The 14,266-nt window shown below is 28.7% G+C and carries 16 protein-coding genes; 8 read left to right on the top strand and 8 right to left on the bottom strand.

Annotated elements, in window-relative coordinates; translation table 11 throughout:
- The first annotated feature begins 1 nt into the window (after window position 1).
- From N4A40_12980 to N4A40_12960, 5 genes are all read left to right on the top strand, one after another.
- A complete protein-coding gene (locus N4A40_12980; protein MCT4662769.1) occupies window positions 2-604 on the top strand; it encodes a hypothetical protein in 603 nt (200 codons plus the stop codon).
- 167 nt (window positions 605-771) lie between these two features.
- Window positions 772-1,488 (top strand): GIY-YIG nuclease family protein, encoded by a 717-nt coding sequence (locus tag N4A40_12975; protein ID MCT4662768.1) that lies wholly within the window; start codon window positions 772-774, stop codon window positions 1,486-1,488.
- Window positions 1,475-2,218, top strand: coding sequence for a hypothetical protein (locus tag N4A40_12970; GenBank protein ID MCT4662767.1), 744 nt, complete (start codon window positions 1,475-1,477; stop codon window positions 2,216-2,218). Before N4A40_12975 ends, N4A40_12970 begins: the two co-directional genes overlap by 14 nt.
- Before the next feature lie 131 nt (window positions 2,219-2,349).
- Window positions 2,350-2,775: a hypothetical protein gene (locus tag N4A40_12965; GenBank protein MCT4662766.1), complete on the top strand. Its 426-nt coding sequence runs from the start codon at window positions 2,350-2,352 to the stop codon at window positions 2,773-2,775.
- Between the two features lie 695 nt (window positions 2,776-3,470).
- The gene (locus N4A40_12960) at window positions 3,471-3,674 is read left to right on the top strand and encodes a hypothetical protein (protein MCT4662765.1); all 204 of its coding nucleotides are present in this window, start codon (window positions 3,471-3,473) and stop codon (window positions 3,672-3,674) included.
- 674 nt (window positions 3,675-4,348) lie between these two features.
- Here N4A40_12960 and N4A40_12955 read toward each other — a convergent pair.
- Window positions 4,349-4,765 (bottom strand): hypothetical protein, encoded by a 417-nt coding sequence (locus tag N4A40_12955; protein MCT4662764.1) that lies wholly within the window; start codon window positions 4,763-4,765, stop codon window positions 4,349-4,351.
- A gap of 298 nt (window positions 4,766-5,063) precedes the next feature.
- Here N4A40_12955 and N4A40_12950 point away from each other — a divergent pair, with 298 nt between their 5' ends.
- Complete coding sequence (locus N4A40_12950; protein MCT4662763.1) at window positions 5,064-5,468, top strand: hypothetical protein; 405 nt, start codon at window positions 5,064-5,066, stop codon at window positions 5,466-5,468.
- Between the two features lie 71 nt (window positions 5,469-5,539).
- Here N4A40_12950 and N4A40_12945 read toward each other — a convergent pair whose 3' ends face one another.
- Together N4A40_12945 and N4A40_12940 are read right to left on the bottom strand one after the other, a co-directional pair.
- On the bottom strand, window positions 5,540-6,895 hold the full coding sequence (locus N4A40_12945) for a hypothetical protein (protein MCT4662762.1): 1,356 nt from the start codon (window positions 6,893-6,895) through the stop codon (window positions 5,540-5,542).
- A gap of 95 nt (window positions 6,896-6,990) precedes the next feature.
- A complete protein-coding gene (locus tag N4A40_12940) occupies window positions 6,991-7,707 on the bottom strand; it encodes a hypothetical protein (GenBank protein ID MCT4662761.1) in 717 nt (238 codons plus the stop codon).
- 130 nt (window positions 7,708-7,837) lie between these two features.
- Here N4A40_12940 and N4A40_12935 point away from each other — a divergent pair, with 130 nt between their 5' ends.
- The gene (locus N4A40_12935; protein ID MCT4662760.1) at window positions 7,838-10,525 is read left to right on the top strand and encodes a DNA topoisomerase; all 2,688 of its coding nucleotides are present in this window, start codon (window positions 7,838-7,840) and stop codon (window positions 10,523-10,525) included.
- 43 nt (window positions 10,526-10,568) lie between these two features.
- Complete coding sequence (locus N4A40_12930; GenBank protein ID MCT4662759.1) at window positions 10,569-11,357, top strand: hypothetical protein; 789 nt, start codon at window positions 10,569-10,571, stop codon at window positions 11,355-11,357.
- A gap of 81 nt (window positions 11,358-11,438) precedes the next feature.
- Here the strand turns inward: N4A40_12930 and N4A40_12925 are convergent, their stop codons facing one another.
- The 5 genes from N4A40_12925 to N4A40_12905 all read right to left on the bottom strand — a co-directional run bounded on the left by N4A40_12925 (window position 11,439) and on the right by N4A40_12905 (window position 14,241).
- Entirely contained in the window at window positions 11,439-12,527 is a 1,089-nt protein-coding gene (locus tag N4A40_12925) for a tyrosine-type recombinase/integrase (GenBank protein MCT4662758.1), read from the bottom strand.
- A gap of 102 nt (window positions 12,528-12,629) precedes the next feature.
- On the bottom strand, window positions 12,630-13,028 hold the full coding sequence (locus N4A40_12920) for a hypothetical protein (GenBank protein ID MCT4662757.1): 399 nt from the start codon (window positions 13,026-13,028) through the stop codon (window positions 12,630-12,632).
- Window positions 13,000-13,440, bottom strand: a complete 441-nt coding sequence (locus tag N4A40_12915) for a hypothetical protein (GenBank protein MCT4662756.1) — start codon at window positions 13,438-13,440, stop codon at window positions 13,000-13,002. The genes N4A40_12920 and N4A40_12915 overlap by 29 nt, the downstream gene beginning before the upstream one ends.
- Entirely contained in the window at window positions 13,440-13,808 is a 369-nt protein-coding gene (locus N4A40_12910) for a hypothetical protein (GenBank protein MCT4662755.1), read from the bottom strand. The genes N4A40_12915 and N4A40_12910 overlap by 1 nt, the downstream gene beginning before the upstream one ends.
- On the bottom strand, window positions 13,801-14,241 hold the full coding sequence (locus tag N4A40_12905) for a hypothetical protein (GenBank protein MCT4662754.1): 441 nt from the start codon (window positions 14,239-14,241) through the stop codon (window positions 13,801-13,803). Before N4A40_12905 ends, N4A40_12910 begins: the two co-directional genes overlap by 8 nt.
- Between the last annotated feature and the right edge of the window lie 25 nt (window positions 14,242-14,266).

Below are 14,266 nucleotides of genomic sequence, written 5' to 3'. Positions count from 1 at the left end.
TATGATTGCTCTTATCAGAAAAGTAGATAGTGGAAAGTGGAATAAACATATGGATAAATATGTTAGTGATAAAGAAATTGCTCCATATCCAATTACAAATGATATGAAAACATGTAAAGACAATACGTTGTCAGTTTGGGAAGTTGATATGTCAAATAGAGATGAATTCGAAAAAGTTATATTAGCTATCGCATCTATTAGAGAAAGAATACAAAATTTAGACTTAGCAATTATTAGAAGAGATGATATAAGGGATAAGGGATATATTATTGATGATTTCCCTGGAGAATCTCGAATTGATAAATATAATGATTTTCATAGAAATTTGAAGGACCTAAGAATGGACCAAGTTATAAGTTTATCTGAAGATATAATCTTGTCATTGAAGAATAAAGTTGCAAATAATGTTGATATAATAAAGCTTATAAATGATGATGGAAAGATTAAAGAACCTAAAGTTATAAGGATAAGAGAAAAGCAACTCCTCGAAATGTTTATTAAGAGAATTGAGGACCATGAATTCTCAGAAGATGTTTTAGGAGAAAAGTTTAGGAAACAGATTAATATGCATATTGAAAAATTAAATAAAAGAAATGTGAATTGATAAAAGGGTGATAATGTCATCCTTTTTTTATTATAACAAATATACTAAATATATATATTGTGTTATAATTACATTAAGTATTATGTATTAAAGGAGGGGATTTTATAGTTTGGTGGATAAGAGTCTATGAATATAAATACGAAAGAGATAAAGATTTAAAGGGGATCATGTTAGATGAGTTCTATTTAAAAGATGTATCCTCTAGAGATGAAGCTAAGAAACATATTAAAGAAAAGTATGATGAAGAGTTTTATAATGGAATTAAGTTCGCAAAACCAAGGAAGAAAGACGGTGTATACAGTATACTTATGAAGAGCGATAACTCTTTTTATCACAGATTTTATGATAAAATTGATACATATTGCTTCATGTGTCATAGTAAAATTGAGGGTAAAGAAGCAGACTACTATAAAAAAACGATTGAAAGTGAAGATTACTATTTTTGCTCAAGGGAATGTAGGGATAAGTATAAGGCAACTGTTTCTAAATATAATGAAGGAGAATATCAAGTAAAGTGTATTCCAGATAACATGTATGGTTATATTTACTTGATGTACAATAAGTGTACTAATATTTACTATATTGGCCAGACACAATTCCTGCCTTTTTTTAGATGGCAAGAGCATATTAAGACCGGAGGGAAGGGTCATATATCAGATATGGTCTTTAGTATTTTGGCAGAGGTTGGTAAAGATTTACGATTAAGTAATGATGAGAACCAGGATCTACTTAATGATATTGAGTCTTGGTGGATAAATAAATTTATAGAAGAAGGGCAAGAAGTTTATAACTTAACTATACCTAAGATAAAAAACTCAGACCTAATAAAGAGGTTTAGGAAGATGATTAAGATGGAAGAGGGGTTAATAAATGAAAATATTTGATAGTATTTTTAAGAAGGATGAGAGTGATACTCATAACGAGAAGGTTGATAATATCGTTGAAATTTTATTTAGTAAGAGATTAAACTTAAAACAGAGGCATGGTTTGTTGATAGGAACTTCAGGTTCGGGAAAAAGCTTAGCTTGTCAAATGGAAATAGAAAATATTATAAAGAGAACTAATGATAAAGTGATAATACTGAATGATGATACTGATTATAAGCAGTTCAGTGAAAACTATGAAGATGTGGAATATGTAGAATATTACGATAAAAATTTCAGCTTTGAAAACCATTTATCAACTGAATCTAGAGTAACGATTATAGAAGCTTCCAATAGAGATATAGACATAAATAAAGCAATGGACTATATGATTAAAAAGATGAAGTTTAATAAAGCAAATAATGAAAGTACCTGGCTATATTTAGATGTAATTGACATCATATATGATAAGGAAATTTTCTTTAATTTAATATACCAATGCAATGAGAATGACGGATATTTGACTATAGTCGATTTTGATGTAGAGGAATGTATCGCTAAACTATCATCAAGAAATATTAACCAGTTCTTTGAATACATTAGAATTTTTGTTTTACTCAGACGTAATGATGTTTTGAATAAGTTAGCAGAACGACTTTCTATAGATTCTAGTCATTTAGACTTTGATTCTGTTGAAAATAGCTATGTAATAATAGGGAATGAGCACTCGCTTATAAATCATGTTATATAGATGTTTGAAATTATATTTTTATGAGTACAATAATAATAACTTTGTGGTTAGGAAATGATGAAGGTAGTTAGATATCATATATTAGCTAAAATAGAGTTTTTATATATTATTGATGAAAAAGGTGAGTGATTTTGAAAAAATCAAACGATAGCAATTTTAATGATAATATAATTGGAAATAAGAAGAGATATATTGTTGATATTCACAATCATCAGGGGGAGTCAGTATATATTAGTGGTGATGAGTTTCATAAGTTAAAGATTAATAATGTTATAGTAACTTCGGTAGAGCTTGCAAATTGGCACATTAATAATAATATAGAGTTAGGTAAAAATTTTAGTTTTTATAACATTAATGATATCTATTCCTGGACTAATTTGCTGATAGAAGAAATCAAAAATTCATTAAAGAAAAATAGAAAACTAGATAAAGTGAGTATAATATATCTTGAGAGTGAGGAAATAGTGAAAAGATTGCCAACGGACCCAGTACTTAAAGAGTTATATGAGATTATTATTTCAAATTGTAGTATAGTTGAAAAAGTAAAAGAGTTATAAGCTATATCTATACTGTACAATAAAAAAGGCATTAAAAAAGCACTCGTTTTAGAATTAACGAAGTGCTTTTTTAGTGATTAATTTCATTTTTGTGCATCAATTATATTATAAGAGAATATGGGCTACTATTTTAAAGATTCCCCTAATAATACAAATTGAATATGAAGAAAACAAAAAAGTCCTTGGCTTCCCGGCGTAGATCCTTTACTGAAATCTCCATGTGAAATTCATGTTTATTATATCACTTTTTATGTTTATAACAAAAACTTAAAAACTCACCGAGACATTCCGTCCTGTGAGCGATGATAGGTAAAGGAAAACCTCACTATCAGTTAAATTATAACACTCGTTTTTGGGTATGTCAATTATAGTTCCAAAAATTTTCAGTTTATTAAAAAGCATCCAAACCAACTTAAAGAAATTAGTTCTATGACAATTTTGTTTCTAGGCAAAAAAAATAAAAGTTCCTCGCCTGCCAGCATCGAACTTTTATTAATAGTAATTATATTAATACTTCTACTAAATCAGTATTAATACATATAAAGTCGTGAGTTTCGCGACTTTTTTGTTTTTTGCATAATTTAATGCATCTCTTAATCAATAGAATACCATAAAATATCTACAATGTATACTAACCATTCTTAGTAATAAACATAATTCAGACTCTAATAATATTTTTTGAGGGAGGTGAAATTATGAAAGAAGAACATATTTTTGTTCTATGTCTTTTAACAATAATGCGAACATTTCAATTTCTTGAAAAGCATCCAGAACAGCTTAAAGAAATTAGTTCTATGACAATTTTGTTTCTAGACAAAAAAAATAAAAGTTCCGAGCCGGTAAGCATTGAACTTTTATTAATTATTCTTATATTAATACTTCTACTAAGTCAGCATTAATCTATAGATAATATAACATAAAGAATGTAGCTAATCAATACTAACTCAGGATTATTATGCACTATTCATACTTTGGTGAAGTAAAATAGGAACACTATGTAATGATGTTACTGGAGAGGAAGGGGAAACGTTTGTTTATATTAGACATCAAATACTATTAATAAAAAGCCATGGACAGCACGTAAAAACACTTTAGACTTTCACCAAGTATTTAAGCAATCACTCATGAGCTCATGGAGTAGAAGAGTACAATTTGAAAAAGTAATCAATAACTTCTTAGAAAGATTAAATGTTCGCTAAAATTATTACTTAGTACAGACTTGTGGCCCTGCAGACATAAAAGAATCACCAAAAAACTATGCGACACTGCCTATAGTAAATTTCTCCTTACCTACTTTGACATACTGGTGCGAATATTTCAGCAAATGCCACCTATAATTTTCATTCAAAAAAAAATCTTTTCTCTTTCTTTTTTCCCTTTTTAATTTTCTTTTTATTCTTTTTATTTTTTTGCCGGGGGAGGTGAGGGGCGAAACTACGGTGATTCACATGATCTATGGAAACTGTTTTTCATCTATAGGCAGTGTCGCATAGTTTTTTAATGTGGTTTGTAAAACCCCTCACACTTATGCATATATCCTATATAACTTTGCATCCGTGAAGAGGGGCCATTTCTAGCTCTCTATATATTTAATTTTGTATTCTAATGGTAAGTTAATTTTGCTCTTAATTTCTTTTTCCATATTTACAAACTCTGAAGAGGATATTCCCTCCAGGAACACTATACCTTCATATGTATATATTGTCGCTTTTGGAGAACCAGGACCTTTTAGATTCTTAATATCTAATCTACATTCAGATATCTTAATTAATTCAATAGTATCCTTTTTTAGTACTTTTAGTTCATAACCTAGAATACTAATTATCTTATCAAAGACTTCAAGCGGAAGCTTATTTTCTCTCAAACTCCTCTGAACACTTTGATATGATCTTCCTATGAATTCTTCATTGTCCTGGACTAAATCTTTGATGGTTCTGTACTTTTCATTATCAAATGCTATTATTCTCAATAATTCATCTCTCATATTCAAAATTCTGGCACCTCCTTTTATTGATTTTATATTAGCATATTATCCTTTTATTTACAATTGAAATTGTATATTATAGCCGTAAAAAAGTAAACAATCAGCACAGTTTAGTATACAAATTCGTATATTATAAGTGCTTTTTGTATACAAAATTGTATATTCTGAATATACAGGTTTTTATGCCATTTTTTATGTCTTTTTATTGCTTTTACATTTTATTTATTCTAATTGGTCTATTAACTAATGTGATATAATTCTATCGAAAGGAGATGTTACTTTGAGTGACTGTAGAAGAAGAAAAATGGAAGAAATAATTTTTTATGCACATAAAGACCCTAGCAAACAAACCTTATTAAATCTAATTGATAATTCAAAATTAGGAAGTACATATCGTCTAAGTAAGTATATTAATGAACCTATGTTACGTTCAACTAAAAAAAATGGATTTGATTTTCGTATTGCCTACGAATTTACTGATCAGTATTCTAATAAGTACTACCTGAAGAAAGAAGAAGCGATTTTCTTTTCATATTTCAATACTGTAGTTAATGCAAAACCAAATGTTTTTTCAGATGGTTTCATCGGAATTGGTGAAGACTTGAGAAAAATGAAATCAGTCATTGTTTCTCCAGACATTTATTTAAGTTATGATGAAGTAATTGAAATTTTTGGGAACTTGGATAAAATGAAAAAATTGTATCACTAGCTTATTATAAAAAGCTCATCTAACTTACTTTTACCACACGGTATAAGAGAGGAGATGTGCTTTTTATTATATTATCCTATAAAACCTTTATATAAGTTTTTCCGTGTATCAGTTAGCTTATATATTGATGGATTCATTATTTCTATTGTATACCTTGCTATTAACTCTAAGATAATGTTCACATTATTAATATGACTATAGTTTCCTTCATAGTCATATGTTATAGCAAAATTGCTTTTTCCTCCATGTGCTACTCTATTTCGTCCTGTTTCATAGATAATAGCTCCAAGACTTTTATTCTTCAAATATTTATGATTGGACCATTCTTTAATAATTTTTTTCGACTCCTTCTTTAAAGCTATTAAAAAATTGCTATGTTCATTCTTTATTTTATAATCACCAGGGTTTACTTTTCTTGCCCTATATGGCCTAACCATATATAATGTTGAAAATTGATGATTCATGGCTTTATTGTAGTAGTATTCTATTGCATCTCTAGGATTATATTTCGGGGGTCTAATTTTGGGTTGATAATGAACAGCTGCTGCATACTCAAATACCCTATATAGAAAAACACACCTTGGTAATGGTTCAAATTGTTTTAAAGAATCATGGTATGAATCTAACATCTGTGGATGTGATAACTCCTCAATTTCAATCAAAGGAAAGTACTTTCTATTTTTGAAAACTGGTCTACATAGATAACTAGTTGAATGTAACTCTTTATTAACATATTCCTTATGTCTCAATGTCAACATATCAGTCAAATCAAAATTCTCATATAACACATCCAATTTATTATTAAAATAAGGATTATCAGTGCTTATGTATAATGGTTTACCAAAGTAATATGCAATTATATTAAGAAGGGCTCGTTTTTCATTCACCTTTGTGTCTTCAGGAGATAGTAAACCAAAAGTATGTGGAGCTACTCTATCTATAACTATACTCTTATATAAATATATATCACTATCATATCTAGACTCAAAATCGGAGCCGATAATTTCTGGATTGCTCAAAGTGAAAAAAGTTGGATATTTATTAAGCATATACAAGTTTTTCTTGGTATCCTCAATTACTCCTTCGAAAAATTGCAAAATAGTACTTCTAGCATCGTTCTGTTCAAACCTTGGCTTGAGTGAATCGTTAATTTTTACTGAACCACTTTTTATTGAAATACAAGCTCTTCTAGATACTTTCAATTTGCTATTATAGATTTTTTTTAAGCACAATATATACTCATTATCAGTAATACTATCATTACTTCTGTGTTTGTTTAAATCTACAATAATTTGCCTATAACTCCTTATTGAATAATCTCCGAGATAAACTGAAAGTGTATAATTATTTTCGTCTAAACACTCAAATGGATTATTCTCAATTGTATTCTCAACTACAATTATTCTTTCTTCTATTCTCTTCAGCATTAACATCTCCTATTTATACATATTTCCTTAATTATACAATAAAAAACTAATGCTCAATAACTTTTCGAGCATTAGTCACAATTAATCTTACTTTATTACTTGTCATACTTCACTTTAACTATAGGTTTATTCAATTTTGATAGATTTTGAAGGATATCAATAGCTTTTCGCACCATAGAATCCCCTTGATCTACTAAATATTTGTGATTCTCAATCGCTTCTAGTTCAATTATTCTGAATACTTTTTTGAAAATATTTACATCATAACTACCATCTAGTTTAACTGCTATCTTATTGCCAGTACTTAAAAGAATATAATTAATGTAATTAACAACTTCAACAAGTTCTTCCTTTTCCTCTTCAGTGCATTCCAAATAAAATCTCTGGCATTCACCATCCTTAACTAGATTAATTCTTTTTTTTGAATCGATGGCACTTTTGACTAAACTAAAAAGGGCCCCATAATTGTCGTGTAAAACTAAACCATGGCCTAGTGATTTAACAACTATATTTCCTGAGATCTCAAGAACCTCTTCATTGGTTACTAATTTTGCTGAATTAAAAATTGGATCCGCATCTAAGTTACTAACTTCAATATAATTTTCGACAAATCTTAAAAAAGGTATTTCTATTAGTTTAGTATCTCTACCTAGGAAGTACTTTATAAGATTATTTTCATAAAATTTAATTTGCCTCTTCAATTTAAGTATTTCATCGTCCGAATAAGAACTCAATCTTTCAACTTTCTTGCCAGATAAGTCCTCTAAAATATTTACAAGTATTTCAGCGTATCTCTGCTTTTTAGCCTTCATATTTTCACCTCAATTTTATTTGTTTCTTATGTCACTATTATAACACAATATATATGTTTAGTTATAACATTTTTATTATTGACTATTACATTTTTATTACTTAAAATTTAATTATGAATGGAGGACAACAATGAAATTAATCATCTGCGAAAAAAGTAATGTAGCGAAAAAAATAGCAAAAGCTCTAAAATGTACAAAGTCAAATAACTACTATGAAAATAATGACTACTTAATAGTAAATGCGAGAGGTCACTTATTGGAGCTATATGACTGTAAGGATTATGATGATAAATTTAATATTTGGCAACTAGACGATTTTCCATATATCCCTACAGTCTATAAGTACAAACCAATAGACGAAACAATCAAACTATTAAACACTATTAAGCAACTTGTAGAAAGAACTGATGTCACAGAAATTATCAACGCATTTGATAACGATAGAGAAGGTTCCAATATATATAGAACTTTACATGAATATTTAGAAATTAAAAAGCCTGTTTATAGAATATTGGTTAATGAATGGACTCCTTATGAGATCAATAAGGCTCTTCATAATATGCTTACTAATGAAGATTCTTTACCCCTGCAAAAGGCAGGAGAGTGTAGACAGCTTACAGATTGGACCATTGGAATAAATCTCACTTCAGCTGTAACTACAAAATATACAGTGGGTAGGGGAATTCCATTATCAATCGGTAGGGTTATTCTTCCTACTTTATATCTGATATACCAAAGGACGTATGATATTGTTAATTTCTCTCCGGAAACACACTATGAGTTAGAAAGTGAATTTAGTTTTGGAGAAAATAGTTTCAAGGGAACTCTAATAAACAATGAGGGGAATAAGAAGTTCCAGGAGAATGAACTAAACTTGATCAAAGGTAATATACTAGATAAAACAGCAGTAGTTGAAGATATAACAAAGAAAAATTCATCAACTTCTCCTAAGTCTTTGTTTAATTTAAGTGATTTGCAAGGCTATATTACTAGTAAGTATGATAATTGGACTTCTACTAAGGTTTTAAAAGTCTTGCAGGGAATATATGAAAATGGATATGTTTCTTATCCAAGAACTAAATCTAGACATCTAGAGAGTACACAAGAATTTATTAGCCAAACTAAAAATGTACTAAATGCCCTAAAAATATCAGAATGGTATAAACAATATACAGATGAGATTATTTTTACAAAATCTTATAAAGTTTTTGACTCTAGCAAGGTAGAAAGTCATGGTGCAATAATTCCAACATACATCGTTCCAAATGAACTTAATCAAGATGAAAAAATTCTTTACTCGGAAATATCAAAGAGATTTGTATCACATTTTATGCCTAATTCAGAGTATGAAAATACAGATATCACAATTAAATGTGAACAACATATTTTTATAGCCAAGTATAAAAAGAATATAAAAGAAGGCTGGGAAAAACTATATCTAAGCTCTAAAAGTAAAACAGTTCCGTATCTAAAAAAATTAGAGAAGGGGAGAGTTAGTAATTGTGATGTATTGGAAAAACAATCATCTCCACCGAAGCCTTATACTGAAAAGTCACTACTTACCGCTATGGAAGTGTGTGGCAGGAAAATAGATGGTGATATTACATCAGAGAGTAATTCAGATATCCTTAGAGACGTACTAGAAGGGTATGAGATAGGGACACAAGGAACTAGGGGGGCTATTATAGACCGCTTGATTAGAAGTGGCTATGTAGAAAGAAAGGGCAAGAGTTTTAAAATTACAAAACTAGGCATAAATACTATAAAAACTTTATCTTTTGTAAGTTTTATTAAACCTGAGTTTACAGGTCAAATAGAAAAAGCACTTAATAATATTTCAAAGAATAAACTTTCTGCAGAAGTTTTTATGAAAAAGATTCATGACTTAGTAGTCAGGGATGTGGAGAAAATAAAAAGTTCTCCTGATTTCATATTAAAAGACTATATTAAAGAAGAAAAGGAGTTGATAGAAATGAATGAAATAGGAAAATGTCCTATATGTAAAAAACCCGTAATTGATAGTAGCAAAAGTTTTGCCTGTAGTGGGTGGAAGGAGGGTTGTAATTTTAAGATTTGGAAGGATAATAAGTTCTTAGAAGGATATAATGCTAAGATTAAGAAAACTGATGCTAAGAAGCTTTTAGAGTCTTCTGAAGGAACTGTAATTAGAGCAAATTCAACTTATATCAATTGTAGGTTGATTAAAGATGGTTCAGATTATGTTGTAAGATGCACAATAGAAGATGCATCCAAACATGAAATAGGACCCTGTCCTAAATGTGGAAAACCTGTTATAGAAGGTAGTAAGGCATTTGGTTGTTCTGATTGGAAAGAAGGGTGTGACTTCAAAATTTGGAAGACTAACAAGTTTCTTGAGTTATTCAAAACAAAAGTCAGCAAATCTTTAGCTAAAGAATTATTAAATAATCCTGGTATTACTAGGATAAGCATTGGATCAACATTTATTGACTGTAAACTAGTACAGAATAATGGTAACTATTATCCTGATTTCAAAGTTGATGAAAGTGAAAAAAAAGGCCTAGGCATCTGTCCTGACTGTAAGGGAAAGGTCATTATTTCTAAATCAAGTTACAAATGTGAAAATAACTGTGGCTTTACAATCTGGAAAAACAACTTTAAACTAAAAGAGTATAAGAAGAAACTATCTGAATCAATAGTTAAAAAACTCTTATCAGATAGAAAAATTCCTATAAAAGGACTGACATCTCCAAGGACACAAACAAAGTTTGATGCAGAGCTTGAATTGGTAAAGAAAAATGATAAATGGTATGTTAACATTGTTTTTGACTATAATTAAACAGAAAACATAGAACAGGATGGTGATGTAAATTAATAAATTTATGAACATAATATTTGGTAATAACTATTCATTGTATAAAGAAATGATAAACCAAAAGATTTTGTTTACAGCTATTCAAATGTTCTTACTTGTAACTTTGGCATGTATATTATTACAAGATTATGAAAAAACATTAAATAAGGATAATGATTCATTTGATAAATGTCTGCCTTTATTTGTGACGAGTTTTGTAATAATAAATTATTCTTTGATATTTTATTACTGGTGTATCGTAATAACTCCATGGCAATGGTTAAAACAATTATTAGGAAGTGGGCTTGTCTACATTTTATTACTTCCGGGAATCGGTTTACTTATCAAGTATTTCGTTAGTATAATATTAAACCAAAAAGAGAAGAAGAAGATTAAGGATAGATTTAAGTATGGAAAAGACAAAATACTCTTTACTAAAGTGACCACACTTACTACTTTGTTAACTATTATATTAGTCTCATATTACATATCAGATTATACAATAACTTACTTTGTAATGTCTATAGTAGTTGGCAAATATTGTTATTTCGACACAAAAATTATACTTCCACCGAAAGATAAAATTATAGCAATATTTTTAGAAAATGTTATTATAGTTTTTACAGGTGTTTTTGTTCTTGCTATGATTTTTGCTCCATATGTTTTAGTGGAACATACTAAAAACTTAAATATTGCAATATCTTCATTTATAGGAGGTGTTATAGGAATTCTGATTTCTATATTGGGTTTAAAGTTAGTTATTAGAGGTCATAGTAAATTTAATAAAAAAGGAAAACTAAAATCAGTTAGTCAATAATCTAATATATTTAATGTCCAAAATATATAAAATCAGACTAAAAATATAAAGCATATTAATCAAAAAGAGATAATCACTAGATTATCTCTTTTTATCATTATATTTAAAACCTTTCATAGCTATTTTTTTGCTTTCATCACTCATTTCTGCGTAAAACTTTCTTGTAGTTTCTACAGTAGAGTGGCCTAATACCTCTGCAACAAGCTCAATATTCCCATACAATTCTAATAATTGTGTAGCAAATGTTCTTCTGAAAGTATGAGGTGTGACTTTAACGTCTAAATTAGACCTTACAGCATACTTATTTAATGCAATACTAACACTTCTTGAATGCATTCTTTTCTTTTGATTAGATAAAAATAATGCATCCTTATATTGATCTGGAATATCTTCCATACTTATTTTTTTTCTCCATTCAATATATTCACTTATTTGAGGGATTATCTCATCTGGTACACCAATTTTTTCTTGATCTCCACCTTTTCTTTCAATTATCATAGCTTCTTCAACAATACTGACATCAGAGATATCTAACTGTATTAACTCAGATATTCTTATACCAGTGAATGCTAACAACATAAGCATGGTTAAGTCTCTTAATTTAACTTGCTTATGCCTTTTAAGTAAGCGTGTATCATTAGGATCTATTCCGATATCATCTACAATAGTGCTCAGAAGTAGGGAAATATCCTTCTCTGATAAACGTTCTTTAATTTTCTTCTTCTTCTTAATTGATATCTCTACATATTTTGTAGGATCTTGAATTTTGTATTTTCTACCAAGATACTTATATAGCATACGAATGCTAGCAAGTTTTCTTGATTTACCTTTTTTGGAGTTTGTAAAATTCTGAACAGTTTCCTCACCATCTTTCTTAATAAACTTCTTGTTATATGATGTAAGATACTCTAAAAATCCCCAAATATCGCTTTCAGTTATATATTCATTGCTCATATCATCAACAGTAAGCTCACTGATTTTTGTTTTCTCTATTTCGGGGAGAAGTAGCATGTATTCAAAAAATAGGGTATAGTCCTTTAGGTAGGCTATTTGGCTACTTATAGCTAGTTTTTCATGTAAAGACCTAATGAAATCAACAACAAACTCTGGCATAGTTCTTAATCTTCTAGATAATTCTTGATACTTTTTATTTTCAATATCTGGCTTCATAAAAATCTCCTTATCATTGTAAAAAAATGTTAACTTTCAGAAAATGTCGTTTTTCGGAAAGTTAACATAATATAATTATGAGTAGTTTTGACAGGGGAGTCATTACTCTTCTATTATCTTTTCTTTGAAAATTTTCATAATTCTAATCTTACTCTCATAATCTAGTAAAAAATGATTCTCCTTCTTAAGTAAATACTCAAAGATTGAATTAATTATTAATAAACCACAAACTACAACAAACAGTAGCCACATTTCTATGTTTACTCCTGTTGCCATGATTGTTATGATTGCTATAGCAAACCCGAATATAAACGTAATTAATGAACCTTGTAAACTATTCAGTTTTTCAACACTTAACTCCTTTTCAATCTTTAATAACTCATATTCAGTTAGCTTAATATGATATTTATCCTCTGAAGTAGCAGTTATATTATATTGATCCATAGATTTCTTTATATTTTTAACAACTTCTTCATATTTCTCTAATGATATTTCTTCCATCAAAATCATTCCTTCCTAATATTAATTCTGCATTTTCTTCAAGAACAGCAATTTTTAGGATATATTCTTCAAATAACTTCTTGTCTTTGTCTACATCTATCTTCTTTCTAACAGAATTAATAATAGTTAATAAAATTCCACTTGCAAAAAGTAGATACTTTTGCAGATTAGGATACTCTACTAAGTAATAGAGTGGTACAAAATAAAACATTATCCCCACAACTATTAGCGTAATAATAAAATATATAGCCATATCGAAAACTACCGGAAAAGAAATATTTTTATTTTCTAGCAGAGACAATCTTGCTCTATTGATAATTATAGCTTCCTCGTATTCTTTTTCATTTGTTATTATACTTTTATATTCAGATAATAACTTATGGTACTCTTCATTAAATTTACTACGTTCCATCATTGTTCCTCCTGAATCCTGTTATCCTTTAAAGTTCTAAGATAATCATATTTATAATAAATATCCATTCCTTTGTTTACATCCTTAACAATTTGTATCTTTTGAGCTATATAGAATATTGCTAAAGGTACAAAAATTAAGAATATAGATTTAGTAAAAGCAGATATAATAAATGTTATAATAAATAGCAGTCTGATACTAAACCATCTCTTATCAGGATATACATTTAAATACATCTTATTATATTTCAACCAAGTGAGTTCGTTAAGTCCTTTGTTTAAATCAAAATCCTCAAGTGAGTTGCCATACTTGCTTTGTGCCTCTGAAAGGGATTTTTCTCTACTGGACATTGCTCTATTTTTATTCATCTAAGTTTCTCCTTTCAGTTTTTCTATTACTCCTGATGGCTTTAATTCTTTGTAATGCGAGTGAACGTAGTACATTTTCTGAGTATGTTGTTTTATTTCGAAATATATTTTTCTTAATATAGTAAACGTAGTAAATTATTGAAATGATCATAATTATAATAGGTGCTGTAACATGAATATACTGACCTAAAATAACAAATAAACCAACTATTACAATCCGTAAAAATTGTGACTTAAAACTACCGCTTAGAATATCACTGTGCTTATTCCTGCCAACTTTTAGCCCTTGTTCAAAATTTTGTGACCATATTTCTGTTTCGTTTTCTGTAGTGTTGTCCTTATCCAATAATACAGAATACTCATCAAAGAATTTTCGGTAATTTTCCAAAATTTCTGCATCTGATATACTTATACTTGTATCAAAAAAACTCAAATTAACACCTCCACATATTATATAC

The organism is Tissierellales bacterium (genome assembly GCA_025210965.1).
In the GTDB taxonomy this organism is placed as follows: Bacteria; Bacillota; Clostridia; order Tissierellales; family JAOAQY01; genus JAOAQY01.
This window is presented reverse-complemented; position numbering and strand designations above follow the sequence as displayed.

Coding starts and splice junctions, on each gene's coding strand:
- N4A40_12925 (MCT4662758.1), bottom strand. CDS start 12,527: ATGAAGCCAGATATTGAAAATAAAAAGTATCAAGAATTATCTAGAAGA.
- N4A40_12945 (MCT4662762.1), bottom strand. CDS start 6,895: ATGCTGAAGAGAATAGAAGAAAGAATAATTGTAGTTGAGAATACAATT.
- N4A40_12980 (MCT4662769.1), top strand. CDS start 2: ATGATTGCTCTTATCAGAAAAGTAGATAGTGGAAAGTGGAATAAACAT.
- N4A40_12975 (MCT4662768.1), top strand. CDS start 772: ATGTTAGATGAGTTCTATTTAAAAGATGTATCCTCTAGAGATGAAGCT.
- N4A40_12920 (MCT4662757.1), bottom strand. CDS start 13,028: ATGGAAGAAATATCATTAGAGAAATATGAAGAAGTTGTTAAAAATATA.
- N4A40_12910 (MCT4662755.1), bottom strand. CDS start 13,808: ATGAATAAAAATAGAGCAATGTCCAGTAGAGAAAAATCCCTTTCAGAG.
- N4A40_12960 (MCT4662765.1), top strand. CDS start 3,471: ATGAAAGAAGAACATATTTTTGTTCTATGTCTTTTAACAATAATGCGA.
- N4A40_12930 (MCT4662759.1), top strand. CDS start 10,569: ATGAACATAATATTTGGTAATAACTATTCATTGTATAAAGAAATGATA.
- N4A40_12970 (MCT4662767.1), top strand. CDS start 1,475: ATGAAAATATTTGATAGTATTTTTAAGAAGGATGAGAGTGATACTCAT.
- N4A40_12915 (MCT4662756.1), bottom strand. CDS start 13,440: ATGGAACGTAGTAAATTTAATGAAGAGTACCATAAGTTATTATCTGAA.
- N4A40_12950 (MCT4662763.1), top strand. CDS start 5,064: ATGGAAGAAATAATTTTTTATGCACATAAAGACCCTAGCAAACAAACC.
- N4A40_12935 (MCT4662760.1), top strand. CDS start 7,838: ATGAAATTAATCATCTGCGAAAAAAGTAATGTAGCGAAAAAAATAGCA.
- N4A40_12940 (MCT4662761.1), bottom strand. CDS start 7,707: ATGAAGGCTAAAAAGCAGAGATACGCTGAAATACTTGTAAATATTTTA.